The following is an 18,391-nucleotide window of genomic DNA, read 5'->3' as shown; positions in this document are numbered from 1 at the left end:
ATTGTGATCCAGTTCAATCCACAGAACTCGGAACAAAAAGCGCACATTAATACATTCACCACCAAACTTGTGCGAGATCTCTTACAAGAGTTGTAAGCAAATAGATTAATCACCTCTAAGAGCAATGCCAGAAAAAAACATTAAATATATGATTTAAAAGTAATATTTAAATTCACTTAAAATAATCAGTAAAAATAATTTAGAAAAGTTAATTGAGTCAAATCAGCAAAACATCAATACTCAATTTGTCGACAGGATGTTGGCGGGAACAGGAAAAAAGCCTAAAGGATTGGGTATCTTCAGGATGAAGATTTGATAACTTAGGATGAGTTGTCAGCAAGGATGTAGTTAAGCTCTAGGATAGAGTTCGCCCGTCAGGATGATAGGCAAGAATGGACACCGCTAGGAAGGCGATGAACAAGGAACTCGGTTAAAGGACTTAGCCACAATCAAGGATAGATGCAGGGAGCACCTATTAGTAGCTGGATTGCTGCGAAAAAGAATAAGCCCCGTCTGGGAAACCAGGCGGGGTTTTATTTTGTCTGTAATGTATTGATAACGATTCATCTTTTATCGTTTAAGTCTTCTCTGTTTTCATAAAACACCGTGCTATCATTTTCTTTACGTCTCCCAACAAAGCTCTCAGAAAATCACACACTATGCTTAATCCTGTTTGGTTACATACATTTAAGACATTGATTGAAGTCGGTCATTTTACGCAAACGGCAGAAAAACTTTTTATGACTCAGCCTGGCGTCAGCCAACACATCAAAAAATTAGAGCAAAGCTGTCAGCATGCCTTGATCAAGCGCGAAAACAAAAGCTTCGAATTAACCGAGCAAGGCAGGATTGTCTACGCATATGCGCTCGAGTTAGAAGATAGAGAGAAGAAGCTGCTCGAAGAGCTCAGTTTTGATGATGCGTTTTCAGGCCACTGTAAACTGGCTTGTTCTGGTGCAATGGCGTTAATGTTGTATGGGCCCATTTTGGAGAAGCAAAAACAGCACCCGAGCTTATCGTTACATTTAGAAGCCGCGCCAAATCAATCTATTCTCAACGCCATAACGCAAGGGCACATCGATATTGGTATCGTGACTGATGTTCCCAACAAAGGTCTGTTTCACAGTGAGCGAATTGGTAAAGAGAGGTTGTGCTTGGTTCTGCCAAAGCATTATCAAAATAAGCAGATAACGCCACAACTCTTGCATGACTGTGGTGTCATTAGCCACCCTGATGCCGAGCATTACATGACGCTGTTTTTTGACCAATGTGAAGAACCACAGCTCCAAGAAATTAAGATGAGCGATTTACCATTATCCGGCTACGTAAATCAATTGAGCCAAATTTTGCTGCCTGTCAGCAAAGGACTTGGCTTCACCGTGCTGCCTCAAAGTGCGGTCGACAATTTTCCACTAAAAGACACGTTATACATTGCTCAACTGAAAAACACTGTATGTGAAGAGCTATTTCTGGTTCGTAAGCGCAGTCGTGCTCTACCTCTGCGCTATCAGACCATCAAAGAAGTGTTATTGGATGTGATCGGTGGTGCGCATCAATGATGTTAGCCACTCTTCGCTGGTAATGCGCTCCTCTTGGCAATCCACCCAATATGGTTTGCCAGATAACCAACTTTTCGACGCAACTTCTTTTATAAACACATCCACGGAATCAACGTCATCTTTGGCGTAATCCCATTTATTGCGCATGTGTTCTGCTGCTTCTTGATTAGTGTACGACTTGCTGTTGTGGATAAAGGTGCAAGAGGATTGCTCAACTCGTGTTATCAACGTCGAGATATCTTGCTCTACTCCTGCTAGTGCAAAGGTAGGCAGAATGCTTAATGTAAGTAACAACGTCCACTTTGCTTTCATCGCACCTTTATCCTTATCCCTGACCACGTAACTACTAATAGTAACTACTGATAAGTGACTTAACTATTCTGGTGTTTGGCTGTTTAGCTCAGCAATTATTGCCACCATGCCTTAGCAGGCTGAGGCTCCGCAATCGCCAAGCGTTGACCAATCTCAGGGCTCACCAACGTAACACCGCGCTCTTCACTGATGTCTAACGCACGTTGCATTGGCTCATTCCAATCGTGCATTGATAAATCAAACGTGCTGTTATGGATCGGCATCATCACTTTGCCCTGCACATCGATGTGTGCTTGAACGCTTTGCTCTGGGAACATGTGAATGTCTGACCAGAGTTCATTGTACGCACCTGTTTCAATCATGGTGAAGTCAAACGGACCGTACTTTTCGCCAATCTCTTTAAAGCCATTGAAGTAACCAGAGTCACCACTGAAGAACACTTTGTGTTGTTGTGCAGTGATAACCCAACTGCCCCACAGCGTCGTATCGCGGTCTGTCAAACCTCGACCAGAGAAATGCTGAGTCGGAGTTAGTGTATATTCAATGCCGTCAACAGAGTGTGACTCCCACCAGTCTAGTTCGATCACTTTCTCTTTGGGTACACCCCAATTCACCAGTAATTGGCCAACTTTTAACGGCACCAAGAAAGTGCCCACCTTATCGCCTAGCACTTTAATAGAAGCTTTATCTAGGTGATCGTAATGGTCATGACTGATCACCACCACATCGATAGTTGGCAAATCTTCTATCGTGATGGGGGTTTGGTGAAAGCGTTTTGGCCCTGCCCATTGTACAGGAGACGCGCGATCACTGAATACAGGGTCGGTCATTACCAGTTTTCCATCGAGCTTCATTAATACGCTTGAATGACCCAGACGATAGATGACGTCATCTTGCTCTTCTAACAGTTGCCGCGCTGTGATCGCATGCACTGGAATTTCAATCGTTGGTGTTGGGTTAAAGCGCTCAGTCGTAAAATACGCTTTCATGATTTCGAACATGTCGCCCAAACCGCTTTTGTATTCCAACTCTGTATTTGCAAATTTGTCCGGGTATGTTGGCGCTTTTTCAGTATCAACATTAGAACAAGAAATCATGATTTACCCATCGCGAACGCTCCTACTGTGGCTAGCAAAGTTTTTTTCATAAAAAGTTAACCCGAACAAAAGTAAACTACACGGTGCAGTTTACATTCTAATTATCAAAAGTAAACTACTTAGTGTAAAATAGATCAAGAAATGATCTTCTTAATTTAGCAAGCTTATGAATGTAAAAAGAAAAAGTCGTAGCGAAACCAAAAGAGAAGCCATCTTGTGCGCGGCAAGGCAAGCGTTCCAAGAGTTTGGGGTGCAAAACACCAGCATGGATAAGCTCTCTGCAATCGCACAAGTCTCTAAGCGCACGGTCTATAATCACTTCCCTTCTAAGGAAGCGATCGTGACGGAGTTGCTGACTGAGCTTTGGCGTTCGTCAATGATGGAAAGCGATATTAAACGCTTGGCCACTCTGCCACTCAAAGATCAATTGATTGAATTACTCTACAGCGAGATCATTGTGGTGACGGAACCAAACTATATTGAGCTGGCAAAAGTGGCATTTGGGCACTTCTTATTTAAGCCGGAAGATCTCAAAGAACAAGCAGAACAAATGTCGAAACAGGAAACCGCCCTGTACCGCTGGCTTACTGAGAAATCGAACAGTGGCGCTTTGCAAATTGATGATGTACATATAGCAAGCACTCAATTGCACAACTTACTTAAAGGCAGTGCATTCTGGCCGCAGTTAATGGGAATTCGCCCCTCTTTGTCGAATGAAGAATCTAGGCTGTTAGCTACCCAAACGGCGGAACTTTTTTTAAGTCACTATCAAAACAGCTAAAAACAGCGGTCAAATTGGCCGCTTTTTTAAGCGATAATTCGTGACAAAGCGATGAAATTTTTGCTCAATTTTATTTATCTCGCCCTTGACAGTCTCATACCGCAAGGCGTGAGCGTTCGATAAAATATTTTTGTCGTGTCGACGATGCTTTTTCGTTTTCATCTCACAAAAAAACGCCCTAAGGTGCGCACCTCTGACGACGTGGTTGTTCAACCACAATTCTAAATCGTTGAAGTAAGTAGGTTATGTCATAACATGATCACCTGCCTACTGCATTCTATGCTCTATACTTATATTTTAATTTGGTACTGACTTACTAAGGAATTGCCATGCGTATTGCTATTCTCTCTCGTAATGAGAATTTATATTCAACCATGCGCCTAAAACAGGCGGGTGAAGAACGTGGGCATCAAATCGATGTGATCGACACGCTTCACTGTTATATGGACATTACGAGCAACAACCCTAAGATCCGCTACAAGGGTGAAGAATTACCGCAATACGATGCTGTTATTCCGCGTATTGGGGCATCTATTACGTTTTACGGCACTGCTGTTGTACGTCAGTTTGAAATGATGGGTACATTTTGTGTCAACGAATCTGTCGCGATCAGCCGCTCTCGTGACAAGTTGCGCTCATTGCAATTGCTATCACGTAAAGGCATCGGTTTGCCACGCACTGGCTTTGCTCACCATCCTGACAACATTCAGGACGTGATCAAAAACGTTGGTGGCGCACCTCTAGTGATTAAATTGCTAGAAGGCACTCAAGGCATTGGTGTTGTACTTGCTGAAACAAATAAAGCGGCAGAAAGTGTGATTGAAGCTTTCATGGGTTTGAAAGCTAACATCATGGTGCAAGAATTTATCGAAGAAGCAAAAGGCGCGGACATCCGTTGTTTTGTTGTCGGAAATAAGGTGATTGCCGCAATGAAGCGCCAAGCAAAAGAAGGCGAGTTCCGTTCTAACCTTCACCGTGGTGGCTCTGCACAACTCGTGCGTTTGAGCAAAGAAGAGCGTGCGACCGCTGTAAATGCAGCGAAAGTGATGGGCTTGAACCTTTGTGGTGTGGATATCCTTCAATCTAAAAATGGCCCAGTGGTAATGGAAGTGAACTCTTCCCCTGGTCTAGAAGGCATCGAACTAGCAACTGGTAAAAACATTGCAGGTATGATCTTCGATTTTATCGAGAAAAACGCTAAGCCAAATTCAAACCGTACTCGCGGTAAAGGTTGATTTTTGTTTAACGCACAAGAGAGCCAAAAACCGGCTCTCTTGTTACTCGTCGCTAGGATGACACTATGAATCAGAAAATGATCATTGGGAATGCCGAAGCTATTTGCTTGCCAGAGTTAGGGATTACTCACCTTGAAGCGCGTATTGATACAGGCGCTCAAACCTCTTCATTACATGTAGACAATATTGATTGCTTTGAAAAAGATGGTCAGTCTTATGTTGCATTCGATTTGCACCCAGATGTATACCATTTAGAACAAGTGGTTCGCTGCACAGCGAAACTAAAAGCAAACCGTAAGGTTAAATCTTCTAACGGTACTTTTGAGCACCGCTGCGTGATCACAACGATGCTGCGTATGGGCGACCAACAATGGCCAATCGACATTACGTTGACTAACCGTGAAAAAATGACTTACATGATGTTGTTAGGTCGTCAGGGTATGGCAGACAAAGTGCTCGTTGATCCTAGCCAATCTCACTTATTGGCATCTTAACCCCGTAGCTTCAGATGAGTGATCGAACGTTTTTGTTGAGCATCACTCGTCTGGCTTTATCCTCGCCTACTTCCTACGAAATAACGCAAACAACAATCCCTTCGCTTTAACTTTTGTCACTCGCCAGTGCGTCATTGGCTTAGTCGGCGCTGTATTCAAAATGTGCTGATACGCTTTTTCATCCAAAGTCACCTCTCCCCCATGTGCCAAAAGCAAACATTGCGGATTCATCTCAAACACACGCTTTAATGATTGCCGATATTGATTCGGATGAAATATGGGAAACGGCGCAATCAGATGCTGTTTCACCTGCACCATTAAATCCGCCACATACAGTACATCTTGTTCAGAATGATAAACCGACAGATCTCGGTCGGTATGCCCTAGTGTTTCTAGCACCTGCCAATCATCAAATCCAGGAATAAACTCTCCATCAATAAGTTCAATATCTGGCTTTAGCTTGCGGGAATACCACAGGTTTTGCTTTGGTTTACGCATCCGATTCGCCATCCAGCGTGCTAACATCAAATCGGTCAAATGCATTAGCCAACCGTCTACACCGCTATACCACTGGTTCTCTCGCTTTGCGGCCAATAGCTTGCATCCTGTTAAGTCACGTAGTTTGTGCGCACCACCAGCATGGTCTGGATGCATGTGGGTCACAACAACCAACTTTAGATCAGAAAAAGGACGATGGAGTTGATGTTCAATAAAGTCTTTAAGATGAGGAATGTCTGCTCGACTGGCACCATCAAGCAACAATAATCTATCGGGATATTCGGCGAGATACATGGTCTGAATGTACCCCTGAATTCTGTGCAGCTGCAAAATATGTCCTTATTTTAGTGAGATGCTTCATGACCGAATCCTTACTGGTCAGACCAACTATAACAGCAGAATGGACGCTTCGGTAAACAAATATTCACACGTAGCGACGACAACAAATCATAATCGAGATGATAGATTTTAATCATTAGACTCAAGGGCCCTTTTATCCGTTAATGCGCGCACACGGAGTTCGTGTCAGGGTATGAGGTAAATACCTCATGATTTGCTTTTTTGTACTTTTCCTTCTAATTAATTAAGGAGTTAAGTACATTTTTGTGAGAATCGAGTTGGAAAAAGCAACTAAATTAGACCGCATCCGCGCGGACTACAACGTTCACTACTGGAGCCAAGGTTTCTACGGCATTGATGACCAAGGCGAAGTATATGTATCACCACGTAGTGATCGTGCACATCAAATCCCTTTCAGCGCTATTGTAAATGAGCTAGAAGCGAAGCAGTTAAATCTGCCTGTATTAGTACGCTTCCCGCAAATCGTGCACCAACGTGTGCATGGTATTTGCCACGCATTCAACCAAGCAATTGAAGAATACCAATATCCAAACAAATACTTGTTGGTGTACCCAATTAAAGTAAACCAACAACGTGAAGTGGTGGATGAAATTCTAGCGAGCCAAGCTCAACTAGAAACCAAGCAGCTTGGTCTTGAAGCGGGTAGCAAGCCAGAATTGTTGGCGGTACTTGCATTGGCTCAACAAGGTAGCTCCGTGATCGTGTGTAATGGCTACAAAGACCGTGAGTATGTGCGTCTTGCACTGATCGGTGAAAAGCTGGGTCACAAGGTATTCATCGTACTAGAGAAGCTTTCTGAGCTGGATCTGGTACTAGAAGAAGCGAAAAGTTTGGGCGTAAAACCGCGCCTTGGTTTACGCATTCGCCTCGCCTCTCAAGGCGCAGGGAAATGGCAAGCAAGTGGCGGTGAAAAATCGAAGTTTGGTTTATCAGCATCGCAAGTGCTTAGCGTTATTGAACGTCTTAAACGCGAAGGCAACCTAGACGCGATGCAACTGGTTCACTTCCACCTTGGTTCACAGATGGCAAACATCCGTGATGTACGCAATGGTGTGAACGAGTCTGCACGTTTCTACTGCGAACTACGCGCACTCGGTGCAAACATCGAGTACTTCGATGTGGGCGGCGGCTTGGCAGTGGATTATGACGGCACACGCAGCCAATCATCGAATTCGATGAACTACGGACTTGCAGAATACGCACGTAATATCGTCAACACAGTGGGCGATGTGTGTCTGCAATACGAACAACCAATGCCAGTGATCATTTCGGAATCGGGTCGCTCGCTAACAGCGCACCACGCTGTATTGATTTCTAACGTAATTGGTACCGAATCGTACCTACCGGAAGAAGTACATGAGCTTGATGATGACGCTCCGCTTTTGCTACAAAACATGTGGCGAAACTGGGAAAACTTACAAGATGGTACAGACGCTCGTGCGTTAATTGAGATTTACAATGATACCCAAAGTGATTTGGCAGAAGTGCACTCTCAATTTGCTACAGGCGTGCTTAACTTGGAACAACGTGCGTGGGCAGAACAATTGTCACTACGCATTTACTTCGAATTAAGCCGAAAGATGAGCACTAAGAATCGCTTCCACCGTCCGATTCTGGACGAGTTGAGCGAACGTCTTGCAGATAAGTTCTTCGTGAACTTCTCTCTCTTCCAATCTCTACCAGATGCTTGGGGTATTGATCAGGTGTTCCCTGTTCTGCCACTTTCTGGTCTTGGCGAGGCGGAAGAGCGTCGTGCAGTGATGTTGGACATCACATGTGACTCTGATGGCGCGATCGATCACTACGTTGATGGTCAAGGCATCGAGAGCACGCTACCTGTACCAGCTTGGAGCAAAGACAAACCGTACCTAATGGGCTTTTTCCTAGTAGGCGCATACCAAGAAATCCTTGGTGACATGCACAACCTATTTGGTGATACCCACAGTGCTGTAGTCAATGTTGATGAACGTGGTCAATTTGAGATCAGTTACATCAACGAAGGTGATAGTGTAGAAGACATGATGCGCTACGTTCATATCGACGTGGATGCGATTCGTGACAATTATAAACAATTGGTTTCACAGCGAGTTGAAGCCAATGAACAAGCACAAATCCTAGCAGAACTAGAACAAGGTCTAGCAGGATACACCTATTTAGAGGACTTCTGATATGAATGATTTGTTTACTAAAACTGATTATTCGCTTTACTCCAACTCTATGTCGTTTTTACGTCTGCCGTACATTCGTAACCCGGTATCGGCAGACGCAGACGTTGTGGTGTTGGGAGTCCCTCTGGACATGGCAACATCTGGTCGTCCAGGTGCGCGTATGGGTCCAGATGCAATTCGCCGTGCCTCAGTCAACTTGGCATGGGAAGGTAAGAAGTTCCCTTGGAGCTTCAACGTATTGGATAAACTGAAAGTGATCGACGCAGGTGATCTCGTGTTCGATTGCGGTGATGCGGAAGATTTTACTTACCGCCTTGAAGCGGCAACCTGTGAAATTCTAAAAAGTGGTAAAACCATGTTGGGATTGGGCGGTGACCACTTCATCACGCTACCTATCCTGCGTGCCTATGCGAAGCATCATGGCCAAATGGCTTTGATTCACTTTGATGCTCATACGGACACCTATGCAAATGGCAGTTCATACGACCACGGTACGATGTTCTACCATGCGCCGAAAGAAGGTTTGATCTCAGCAAAGAACTCAATACAAATCGGCATTCGTACGGAGTACAAACAGCAAGATCACGGCTTCAATGTGATTAATGCGATGCAAGCGAATGACATGTCGGTGAACGAGATCCTAGAAGAAATTCGTCGCACCGTCGCAGACAAGCCAGTATATGTCACTTTTGACATCGACTGCTTAGACCCGGCCTTCGCACCGGGAACTGGTACACCAGTTTGTGGTGGCTTGAACTCAGACAAAGCGCTGAAAATTATTCGTGGTTTAGCCGGCATGAATATCGTGGGTATGGATGTTGTCGAAGTATCGCCTCCATACGACCACAGTGATGTTACCGCACTAGCGGGAGCAACCATCGCACTAGAAATGCTTTACGCATACGCATCTGAGCGCGAATAGACATAATCATTTCTAAGGGAGCTTCGGCTCCCTTTTCTTTCTGATGCCTTCCTCTACCTTTTATTCACTCGTTTCATCTTGAACTCAGATCAACCGAGCAGACGCTTTATTTTTGCACTTTAACCATTAAAACCAGTTACCTATAAGGCTCATTCTATTCACGAAAAGTAAAAGATTTAACGTAATTAGACAAAGAAATGCACCGCTTTTTGAAAACAAAATCGGATTAGTTTTTCTAATTGAAATCATAGATTTTTATCTTGCTCAACTTCACACTTTTCGATTGCTAATTATACAAGCAAGCACTATTATCTCGCGCAAATACCCCCGCAACACAAGAATTCAGTTGGCACTCTGTAAAAGAGCGCTAAGGGTTTTTACGTCTTAAATTTTTTGGAGAGATACGCAAATGTCTGCTTCGTTTCCATTAGCGAAACTTACCTTTTTAATCGCTATATTGACTGCCGTGGGTCAAATGACCCAGACAATGTACGTGCCTTCAATCGGTCATATGGCGGGCGAGTTTTTGGTATCTGCGTCATCACTTCAAGCTGTGATGGCTTGTTACCTAATCCCATATGGCTTGTCGCAATTTGCGTATGGCACACTATCGGACCGCTTGGGACGCAAACCGATCATCATCGTCGGGCTGCTTATCTACATCGCGGGTACACTGGTAGCATTATTTGCACATCAATTTGAATGGTTCTTGATTGGTAGCTTTATCCAAGGCTTAGGTATTGGCTGCGGCGGTGCGATGTCACGCACTCTGACTCGCGATTGCTTTGAAGGCTCTGATCTACACAGAGCAAACAGCTTAATTAGCATGTGTGTGATTTTCTCACCATTAATGGCACCAGTATTAGGCGGCTACCTAACAGAAGCTTTCGGATGGCGGTCGAGCTACTTGTTCTTAGCGCTATTTGCTATCGCGGTTGTGATCACCATGATGACAAGCATGATGGAGACGCTACCAAAAGAGAAACGCAAATTCGAACCAGTAGCCAAAAGCTACAAACACGTTTTGTCTGACCGTCGCTTTCAAGGCTTTTTGATTTGCCTGGTTGCAACATTCGCTGGTGTGGGTGTATTCGAAGCGGCGGCTGGGGTGTTGTTAGGTGGGGTATTAGAATTACCTGCAACAACGGTAAGTTTGCTGTTTATATTGCCGATCCCAGGTTACTTGGTGGGTGCGGGCTTATCTAGCTACATCGCAAGACGTCGCTCTGAGCGTCGTGCTTTAAACGTAGGCTTGGTCTCTATTTTTGTGGGCTCTGCTATTGTGCTCATCCCAGGCTTGTTTGGTTTGACCACGGCGTTAACGCTAGTTGGAGGCGCAACCGTGTACTTTTTGGGTGCGGGTATTCTCTTCCCAGCAGCAACAACTGGAGCGATTGCGCCATTCCCATACCATGCAGGAACAGCAGGCGCGACATTGGGTGGCATGCAAAACTTGGGGGCAGGTGTCGCAACTTTGCTCGCGTCACTATTTCCAGCGCATAACCAGATGCCTTTGGGCATTTTGATGATGGCAATGTCGGTAATTGCAATGCTTGGGTTAATGTGGGTGAATCGAGCACACAATCACTCAAACGAAGTACCGCAAGTTATCTGATCATTATCAGCTTACTTTCAAAATCCAAAAGGGACACTCTCAACAAGTGTGTCCCTTTTTTCATATCACACTATATCGATTTCCCGATGAGAATGATTTAACTTTCGAATTGATATTTGTTAAAAATAACAGCTGCTTACACAATGTGTTTTCAGCTTCCTTCAAATTGAGTAGCCAACTCGAAAATATTGAGGATTCTCACTTTTTCGGCATACCCCATAACAAAGAATGGACAACTGAAAAACACTAACAAAATGAAAGCCCAGCCCTCAGGATGAGGCCACTTGGGTGTACAATAAGGATAAAATCAGATGCGTTTCACTTTAACTACGTTGGCCGTCTCGGTCGCGCTTGTCGCCGGATGCAGCAATCAAGGAACCCCCAGCATGACTCAATACTCCCAAACACAGATCGTTGCTCAACAAACTCAAGCTCCGGTTGCGAAAAAAGTCCCTCACGCGATGACTATTCATGGCGATACCCGCGTTGATAACTACTACTGGATGCGTGACGACGAACGTAAAGACCCTGAAATTTTGCAGCACCTAGAGAAAGAAAATCAGTACGCAGAAACCGTTCTAAAGCACACTGAAACACTTCAAGATACGCTATTTGAAGAAATTAAAGGGCGCATCGCAAAAGACGACAACTCAGTACCGGTTCGTAAAGGCAACTACTTCTACTCCAGTGAAGTGACCGGAGATAACGAGTACGAAGTCCATTTGCGAGCTAAAGACTTTGCAGGCAAAGACAAACAAATCATTTTAGATGTCAATGAACTAGCAAAAGAACATGAATTTTTCAGTATCGGCGGCCTATACGTTAGTCCGAATGAAAACTTATTGGCGTATGGCGAAGATACATTAAGCCGCCGCGTGTACACCCTTAAGATCAAAGACCTGACAACAGGCAATTACCTACAAGATGAAATCGAAGGGGCCTCAAGCGCTGTCGCATGGCAGAACGATAACAACGCCTTTTACTACATCAAAAAAGATCCACAGACCTTATTGGGCTACCAAGTTTATCGTCATGTATTGGGCACACCACAAAGCAGCGATGAGCTGATTTTTGAGGAAACCGACAGCGCCTATTACACCTCACTAAGCAAAAGCAAAGATGGCGAAGATATTTATATCTGGCATTCGAGTACAGAAACCAGTGGGGTCTCTATTATTGATGCGAACAACCCTAAAGCAAAGGCGAAACCGTTCTATCCTCGTGAAGATGGCATTGAATACAGTATTTCTAAGCTAGGCGATTGGTACTACATTTATACTAACTATCAAGCCGTCAACTTCCGTTTGATGAAAGTTCATCAAAATGACATGCATGACCGCTCTAAATGGCAAGATGTGATTGCGGCAGACAACAACACTCAACTTGTCGACTTCGAGTTATTCGATGATCACATCGTCTATGAGCAGCGCTCTAACGGCCTAGCAAGCGTCACTGTACGTCAGCTTTCAACAGGAAAAGAATTCCCCCTCACATTTAATGACGATGCGTTTGCTGCCTATTTGACAGGTAACCTAGAGCTGGATAACGAGAAAGTTCGTATTTATTACAGCAGTTTAACCACTCCAGGAACCTACTACGATTTCGAACTAAAAACGGGCGGGTCAGAAGTCATGAAGCAAACACCTGTACTTGGTGATTTTAATCCTAACAATTACCAATCAGAACGCATCATGGTCACAGCCCGTGACGGTAAAGAAGTACCCGTTTCTTTGGTGTATCGTAAAGACTTATTTAAGAAAGATGGTACAAATCCACTCTACCAATATGGTTATGGATCTTATGGCGCAACCATTGAGCCAACTTTCCGCTCGACACGTTTGAGTCTATTGGATCGCGGCTTTGTTTACGCCATTGCTCATATTCGTGGATCTGAAATGCTTGGCCGCCCTTGGTATGAAGACGGTAAAAAACTAACCAAGCAAAATACATTCAACGACTTTATTGATGTGACTAAAGGTTTGGTTGAACAAGGCTATGGCGCGAAAGATAAAGTCTTCGCTGTTGGTGGCTCTGCAGGAGGTCTCTTAATGGGGGCTATCATCAACCAAGCACCAGAACTGTATCGCGGTATCGGCGCTCATGTTCCGTTTGTGGACGTGGTAACCACTATGCTAGATGAATCAATTCCATTGACCACCAATGAGTATGATGAATGGGGTAACCCAAATAACAAAACATACTATGACTATATGTTGAGTTACTCGCCTTACGACAACATCAAGGCGCAAAACTACCCGAACATGTTGGTAACGACTGGCTTGCACGACTCTCAAGTACAGTACTTTGAACCAATGAAGTGGGTCGCCAAACTTCGTGAAATGAAGACAGACGATAACGTCTTGTTGTTCAAAACCGATATGGAAGCCGGACACGGCGGCGCATCTGGTCGATTTAAGCGCTTAAAAGAAGATGCGCTAGAGTATGCCTTCTTCCTCGATTTACTCGATAAAAAATAAGCGTATTAATAGAACTGCATCTCTTCTAACAACAAAAATGCCCGCAAGTTGCGGGCATTTTTTATAGACGCACTCTCTAAACAAAGAGTGGGGTTACCTAAGCACAGAATGACTAGCGTCTCTTATAGCCAAAGGATAGCAGAAAGAAAAACGCCTACTCACAACGAGTAGGCGTTAACACAATAAATGTGTTTAGGCAGTAGAAACTGGCCTATTTATTAGAAGTAGTAACGAGCACCTAGAGTCCAGTAGTCGTTCTCTTCATTGTTGTAGTCGTTACCTAGATCAAACTGGTAAGCTGCAAACGTTACGAAAGCAGGAGTTACAGCGTACTCTGCTTGTAGCGCAGTTTCGCTTGAAACTGTCTTATTGTCTTCTTCGTCTTCTACGCCTTCGTAGTTAACGCTGAATGTCCAATCGTTTACGCCGTATGCCAAAAGAGCTTCAAGTTGAGAAGTGTCTTTACGCATTTGGTAGAAGTACTCGTTCATACCGTATACTACTGCTGCGTATAGACCTGAACCGTACTGACCGTAGTTTACAGAGAATAGGTGTGATTCAGCGTTCTTAGTACCTAGAGTCGCGTTTTTAACATCACCACCGCTGTATACGTAGCCTAGACCAAAGCCAGCTACAGAACCGCTCAATGCAACTTGACCACGTTGCTCGTATGTTGTTGCATCTGAAGTTTGCTCACCTTGCCAACCTAGACCTAGGTTGAAAGCAAAACCTTCACCAAATTCAAAACCTTTACGGTAGCTAAGCATTTTATCAGCACGAGCTGAGCCTAGGTTGCCGTGGTTGTCGTACAAAAAGTCGTTCGCAAACGCGATTGGTAGATCCGCAACGCCAGCGACATCGTAGTAAGGTGACCATTGAGTACCTGCTACTAAACGGCCAAACTGCTCATGAGTAGCACCGATGTAACCTAGACGAGTTTTGAATGACTGTTCACCACCATTTAGGTAGTTAAGCGCCCATTCACCTTTAGCGTCGATAGTAATACCGTTGCCAATGTCTTTCTTACCCGCAACGTTAATACGTGGAGACACTTGGTGAACTTTTACATCTTCTTCGAAATACTCACCCACGCCAACTGAAACGTGACCGCCGATCGATAAAGATGTACCATCGCTGTTGTAAACTTCTGCTGCGAAGGCCTGTGAACCACATGCTAGTGCCGCCACTGCAACGGCTAGAGTTTTCATTTTCATTGTTAACATCCGTATAGTTGTTTGTACCGGTTCGCTTAGAAACAGATTAAATCCGAATCAATCGCAACGAACACATAACAAAGTAGTAATGAAATAGAAATGAAACAAACACTTTCTTATGCAACCAGTGGTATTAATGTTCACATTTTGAACTGAGTCACAAAAAAATAGGGAACTTTTCATTCCCCATCATAAAATCTGTGGCTTTTTACGTGTCACATCTCCCAACGTGCGAGTGGCTTCTCAGTTTTGATACCCTTACTGCCCCAGCGGTCAATAACATCAATTTGCAGTATGCGGCTCGGTTTAATAAGCGATGTCAAGGTTTTCGACGGTCGTTTATCCGTCACTAACCATAGCGTTTTATCTTGTTCAAACTGAGCTTTTAAAGATAATTTGTCTTCTTCTGTCCACTCGAGTTCCGGCTTAAATTCGCGCCCAACCACAAACAATTGGTTGCCAGAGGCAAAGTCCTCTAATGACTCACTCATCAGTACCACTGAATCGATGCCTTTATCGAAGATCTCTGCCTGTTGTTGGTTGATCAGTTCACGCACATTGAGCATAAGAGCCTGTTGATTCGTTTGAATCGCCTTTTGGTGTTCAGGATATACACGTTGTAGATCCTCTCCAACAATGCCCGCCATTCGGATTAAGTTTGTAGGGTTCAGCCATGCGTACTTCGATGTTGACCCGTTTTCCAATGTCAGTACTGCAACTCCTTGAGCTCTAGGAGAAATGGCCTGCGATGCATCGATTTCAATCAAGTGAATGTTGCCCTGTCGAGCGTAAACATAAGTCGGGTCTTGTTTCCAAATCGCACCAAGAGTAACAGCAACCGTCGCGGCTTGACCCGCTTGCTTAACTTGCTCTGTACCTTTATTTGCGAACCAGTTCTCAAGACGCTCAACGCCGTAACGCTTTGGAGGCAGATACTGAGTCTCTATCCCTGTACCTTTCATGAGTTGCTCAGACAACATGTACGTGACGGGAGTGCTGGTTAAAATGTCTTTGGCGCTTGCCAACGATGGAAGTGTCGTCGCTATAACCAAACCAAAAGTTATCGCTAATTTTTTTATCTTCATGTTCATTACTTTATAAAAAGGGTTACGCTTTTTGGATAATTCGGTAAACCGTTGCTGTTAGGAAAAATGCCGCAGAAACAATGATGATGGATGCGCCTGATGGCACTGGTAGCTCAAGCTCCATCGGCAGTATGGTTCCTACTAAACACGCAATGGTTGCCAATAAAGAAGAAAGGAGAACAAAACTGCCCATGCGTTTAGTCAATAACCGAGCCGTTGCACCAGGAATCAGTAGCAATGCACCAACCAATACAGCGCCAATAATCTTTACCGCGGCGATGGTGACCAAGGTGATCATCATGACAAATAAGTAATCATAAAAGCTGGTATTAAAGCCGCGTACACGTGCAATATCCGGGCTAATACAAGTCAGCAAAATGCGGTTAAACGTTGGAATAAGAAGCAGTAATATGATCAAACAACTGATCGCTAAAATAAGGATATCGTTGTCCGTCACAGTCAAGATCGAGCCAAACAACACGTTCTCCAACATGTGAATGTTGATCTTGCGAGCAACGTACATTAACAGCGCAGCACCAACCGCTAACGCTAGTGCAAGAAAAACCCCAACCAGTGTGTCGTAAGGTACATTCGTACGATTACGAACAAAGTGAAGCAACAGCGCAAAAATCATACAAAAGCTAAACAATCCGATGATCGGATTCTCTGGCGGCTCACCGAGCAACACACCAATCGCGATTCCGGTAAGCGCAGCATGCCCAACCGCTTCAGAGAAAAAAGCCAGTCGCTTGGCGATGACTAATGTACCAAGACCACCAAGTAATGGCCCTAATATCAGCGCTGCCACAATTGCGTTCACCATGAAAGCATAAGAAAAGCTATCGCTTAACCATCCAGCTTCAACGCCGCTAACCGCTAACTCTCGCAACCAATCCATTATGCAGCCTCCACTTTTGCTGTGTAGTGCTTAAATAATGTTTCTATACGATCAGGGCTTAGCACATCTGAATGGTGACCTGACGCCACAATTTGACGATTTACGACATGGACCTGCGCATCTAAACGGCGCACTGCGGTCACGTCATGATGTACTGCCAGCACCGTTTTGCCTTCTCCAACGACTTCATGAATCAAACCTTCAAGATATCGAACACCTTGCTCATCCATGCCAGTTGTAGGTTCGTCTAAAACCAATAAATTGGGCTCATCCAGTAAAGCTTGCGCAAACAAAACACGCTGTTGCTCACCGCCAGAGAGTTGCCCCATACGACGGTCGCTACGCGTTGCCATACCCACGCGATCCAGCTGGGCCAGGGCATGTTGAGTTTGTTTCGTTTTACGTCGCCAAAATAGAGGGATACGAGTTTGGTTAAGCAGTACAAAATCCATCACGGTTAACGGGAGGCTTGCTTCAAACATCGCTTTTTGTGGCACATACCCTATCTTCCCCGATGCAGCTGATGGTTCTGGCCAATTGAGCGCTATGTTTCCCGAAAATGGCGTGAGTCCAAGTACCGAACGAAGCAAAGAGGTTTTACCACCGCCGTTCGGTCCCATAATCACGTGACATTTCGCGTTCTCGAATTCGGCGCTGATGTTCTGCAAAATGATATTGTCGGCGTATTTTAGGCCCACGTTACTTAAGGAAACGGAAGGTCCAGTCATTACGCCTTTTCCCCTGCTCGCTTACTCGCCACAAATTTCATGGCTTCGATTAGTGTTTCCACATTATCTCGCATCTCAACCTCGACTTTATCAGCCTCATACTCACCGTGAGTCATGTGAGAAAAGCGATAAAGCTGCACCCCAGTCGCCTCTTCGATGGTATCAACAAAGCGATTCGGCATATTGAGCTCATAAAACAGAACATCAATGCCCGATTCACGAATTTTCTCTATCGTTTCCTGTAGCTGACTTGCACTTGGTTCAACGCCATGAGCAGGCTCAATGACAGCGGCAACGTCAACACCAAACTCCTGAAGGATATATCCGTAAGCATTGTGGGTTGTCGCCACCTTCATACCAGCCGTGTCCAACTCACCAAGAGACAACATTGCATCACGCTTCATCAGGCGAAATGTTTTCGCGTATTTACGAGCATTTTGGCGATAGAACGTAGCATTGTCTGGGTCCAATTGGCTTAGCTCACTCGCGATGGTGTAAACCTTTTGAATGGTTGTTGATAGACCGACAAAGGTGTGAGGGTTCACTGCTCCTTGACCAACAGACTGCCCCATAGCGGGCAATAAAGGCACTTCTTTGTTCGCTTCGATAACCACGAGATCATCACGCTGAGAAGCCTTGATCACTTTCAGTGCAAAATCGTCATGACCAATACCATTGATCACTATTACGTCCATTTCATTTAAGCGCTTAAGATCATTAGGTTGTGGCAAATAGTTGTGAGGATTAAAACCAGCATCAACCAAAGGAATGATGTCCGCCTTCTCACCAACAACGGCTTTAACATAGCTGTAATAAGGTTGTAGCGTAATACCAATACTGAGTTTTTCGGCAGCAAAGCCGGTAGAAGACACCGTCAATAACGCGGTGGCTGTAAGAATACGACGTAAAAGAGAGCGTTTGATCATAGTACTTATCAATTATGTTGTC

General features: G+C 44.6%; 16 protein-coding genes. 8 read left to right on the top strand and 8 right to left on the bottom strand.

All coding sequences use genetic code 11. The features are described from left to right. Positions 1-659 precede the first annotated feature (659 nt). Entirely contained in the window at positions 660-1,559 is a 900-nt protein-coding gene (locus R7Q09_RS04915) for a LysR family transcriptional regulator (protein WP_017635526.1), read from the top strand. Here the strand turns inward: R7Q09_RS04915 and R7Q09_RS04910 are convergent. Both R7Q09_RS04910 and R7Q09_RS04905 read right to left on the bottom strand, forming a co-directional pair. After that, the gene (locus R7Q09_RS04910; RefSeq protein WP_262652602.1) at positions 1,527-1,871 is read right to left on the bottom strand and encodes a DUF5329 domain-containing protein; all 345 of its coding nucleotides are present in this window, start codon (positions 1,869-1,871) and stop codon (positions 1,527-1,529) included. The two genes, R7Q09_RS04915 and R7Q09_RS04910, sit on opposite strands and share 33 nt — an antisense overlap. 95 nt (positions 1,872-1,966) lie before the next feature. Further along, positions 1,967-2,968 (bottom strand): MBL fold metallo-hydrolase, encoded by a 1,002-nt coding sequence (locus R7Q09_RS04905; RefSeq protein ID WP_411913102.1) that lies wholly within the window; start codon positions 2,966-2,968, stop codon positions 1,967-1,969. Positions 2,969-3,134: 166 nt separating this feature from the next. On the opposite strand from R7Q09_RS04905, the gene R7Q09_RS04900 reads away from it, so the two are divergent. From R7Q09_RS04900 to R7Q09_RS04890, 3 genes are all read left to right on the top strand, one after another. After that, positions 3,135-3,749 carry a TetR/AcrR family transcriptional regulator gene (locus R7Q09_RS04900; RefSeq protein ID WP_025768062.1) on the top strand — a complete coding sequence of 205 codons (615 nt, stop codon included), beginning with the start codon at positions 3,135-3,137 and terminating at the stop codon, positions 3,747-3,749. A 329-nt stretch (positions 3,750-4,078) separates the two neighbouring features. Next, on the top strand, positions 4,079-4,984 hold the full coding sequence (gene rimK, locus R7Q09_RS04895) for a 30S ribosomal protein S6--L-glutamate ligase (protein WP_005374224.1): 906 nt from the start codon (positions 4,079-4,081) through the stop codon (positions 4,982-4,984). A 65-nt stretch (positions 4,985-5,049) separates the two neighbouring features. Continuing rightward, positions 5,050-5,478 carry an ATP-dependent zinc protease gene (locus R7Q09_RS04890; RefSeq protein WP_005384193.1) on the top strand — a complete coding sequence of 143 codons (429 nt, stop codon included), beginning with the start codon at positions 5,050-5,052 and terminating at the stop codon, positions 5,476-5,478. Between the two features lie 66 nt (positions 5,479-5,544). Here the strand turns inward: R7Q09_RS04890 and R7Q09_RS04885 are convergent, their stop codons facing one another. Then, on the bottom strand, positions 5,545-6,270 hold the full coding sequence (locus R7Q09_RS04885; RefSeq protein WP_054574596.1) for an MBL fold metallo-hydrolase: 726 nt from the start codon (positions 6,268-6,270) through the stop codon (positions 5,545-5,547). Between the two features lie 323 nt (positions 6,271-6,593). Here R7Q09_RS04885 and speA point away from each other — a divergent pair, with 323 nt between their 5' ends. The 4 genes from speA (at position 6,594) to R7Q09_RS04865 (ending at position 13,518) form a co-directional block, all read left to right on the top strand. Continuing rightward, entirely contained in the window at positions 6,594-8,504 is a 1,911-nt protein-coding gene (gene speA, locus R7Q09_RS04880; RefSeq protein WP_064369690.1) for an arginine decarboxylase, read from the top strand. Position 8,505: 1 nt separating this feature from the next. Continuing rightward, positions 8,506-9,426, top strand: coding sequence for an agmatinase (gene speB / locus R7Q09_RS04875; RefSeq protein WP_064369506.1), 921 nt, complete (start codon positions 8,506-8,508; stop codon positions 9,424-9,426). Between the two features lie 409 nt (positions 9,427-9,835). Next, complete coding sequence (emrD, locus tag R7Q09_RS04870) at positions 9,836-11,041, top strand: multidrug efflux MFS transporter EmrD (protein ID WP_005374234.1); 1,206 nt, start codon at positions 9,836-9,838, stop codon at positions 11,039-11,041. A 311-nt stretch (positions 11,042-11,352) separates the two neighbouring features. Further along, positions 11,353-13,518, top strand: a complete 2,166-nt coding sequence (locus tag R7Q09_RS04865; protein WP_318070552.1) for a S9 family peptidase — start codon at positions 11,353-11,355, stop codon at positions 13,516-13,518. A 218-nt stretch (positions 13,519-13,736) separates the two neighbouring features. On the opposite strand, the gene R7Q09_RS04860 is transcribed toward R7Q09_RS04865, so the two are convergent. The 5 genes from R7Q09_RS04860 to R7Q09_RS04840 all read right to left on the bottom strand — a co-directional run bounded on the left by R7Q09_RS04860 (position 13,737) and on the right by R7Q09_RS04840 (position 18,369). Further along, a complete protein-coding gene (locus tag R7Q09_RS04860; protein WP_017635534.1) occupies positions 13,737-14,732 on the bottom strand; it encodes a porin in 996 nt (331 codons plus the stop codon). A 215-nt stretch (positions 14,733-14,947) separates the two neighbouring features. Further along, the gene (locus tag R7Q09_RS04855; protein WP_053307119.1) at positions 14,948-15,817 is read right to left on the bottom strand and encodes a metal ABC transporter solute-binding protein, Zn/Mn family; all 870 of its coding nucleotides are present in this window, start codon (positions 15,815-15,817) and stop codon (positions 14,948-14,950) included. Between the two features lie 22 nt (positions 15,818-15,839). Further along, positions 15,840-16,715 carry a metal ABC transporter permease gene (locus R7Q09_RS04850; RefSeq protein WP_005393560.1) on the bottom strand — a complete coding sequence of 292 codons (876 nt, stop codon included), beginning with the start codon at positions 16,713-16,715 and terminating at the stop codon, positions 15,840-15,842. Further along, complete coding sequence (locus R7Q09_RS04845) at positions 16,715-17,443, bottom strand: metal ABC transporter ATP-binding protein (protein WP_017635536.1); 729 nt, start codon at positions 17,441-17,443, stop codon at positions 16,715-16,717. Before R7Q09_RS04845 ends, R7Q09_RS04850 begins: the two co-directional genes overlap by 1 nt. Beyond that, positions 17,443-18,369: a metal ABC transporter solute-binding protein, Zn/Mn family gene (locus R7Q09_RS04840; protein WP_130546497.1), complete on the bottom strand. Its 927-nt coding sequence runs from the start codon at positions 18,367-18,369 to the stop codon at positions 17,443-17,445. Before R7Q09_RS04840 ends, R7Q09_RS04845 begins: the two co-directional genes overlap by 1 nt. Positions 18,370-18,391: the final 22 nt, after the last annotated feature.

The sequence above is a fragment of the Vibrio sp. 2130-1 genome (genome assembly GCF_033339515.1).
Note: the sequence above shows the minus strand (reverse complement) of the source record. Positions and strands in the feature narration are given on the sequence as shown.

Coding starts and splice junctions, on each gene's coding strand:
- R7Q09_RS04885 (WP_054574596.1), bottom strand. CDS start 6,270: ATGTATCTCGCCGAATATCCCGATAGATTATTGTTGCTTGATGGTGCC.
- R7Q09_RS04860 (WP_017635534.1), bottom strand. CDS start 14,732: ATGAAAATGAAAACTCTAGCCGTTGCAGTGGCGGCACTAGCATGTGGT.
- rimK (WP_005374224.1), top strand. CDS start 4,079: ATGCGTATTGCTATTCTCTCTCGTAATGAGAATTTATATTCAACCATG.
- R7Q09_RS04850 (WP_005393560.1), bottom strand. CDS start 16,715: ATGGATTGGTTGCGAGAGTTAGCGGTTAGCGGCGTTGAAGCTGGATGG.
- R7Q09_RS04890 (WP_005384193.1), top strand. CDS start 5,050: ATGAATCAGAAAATGATCATTGGGAATGCCGAAGCTATTTGCTTGCCA.
- R7Q09_RS04855 (WP_053307119.1), bottom strand. CDS start 15,817: ATGAAGATAAAAAAATTAGCGATAACTTTTGGTTTGGTTATAGCGACG.
- emrD (WP_005374234.1), top strand. CDS start 9,836: ATGTCTGCTTCGTTTCCATTAGCGAAACTTACCTTTTTAATCGCTATA.
- speB (WP_064369506.1), top strand. CDS start 8,506: ATGAATGATTTGTTTACTAAAACTGATTATTCGCTTTACTCCAACTCT.
- R7Q09_RS04915 (WP_017635526.1), top strand. CDS start 660: ATGCTTAATCCTGTTTGGTTACATACATTTAAGACATTGATTGAAGTC.
- R7Q09_RS04840 (WP_130546497.1), bottom strand. CDS start 18,369: ATGATCAAACGCTCTCTTTTACGTCGTATTCTTACAGCCACCGCGTTA.
- R7Q09_RS04910 (WP_262652602.1), bottom strand. CDS start 1,871: ATGAAAGCAAAGTGGACGTTGTTACTTACATTAAGCATTCTGCCTACC.
- R7Q09_RS04865 (WP_318070552.1), top strand. CDS start 11,353: ATGCGTTTCACTTTAACTACGTTGGCCGTCTCGGTCGCGCTTGTCGCC.
- R7Q09_RS04905 (WP_411913102.1), bottom strand. CDS start 2,968: ATGATTTCTTGTTCTAATGTTGATACTGAAAAAGCGCCAACATACCCG.
- R7Q09_RS04900 (WP_025768062.1), top strand. CDS start 3,135: ATGAATGTAAAAAGAAAAAGTCGTAGCGAAACCAAAAGAGAAGCCATC.
- R7Q09_RS04845 (WP_017635536.1), bottom strand. CDS start 17,443: ATGACTGGACCTTCCGTTTCCTTAAGTAACGTGGGCCTAAAATACGCC.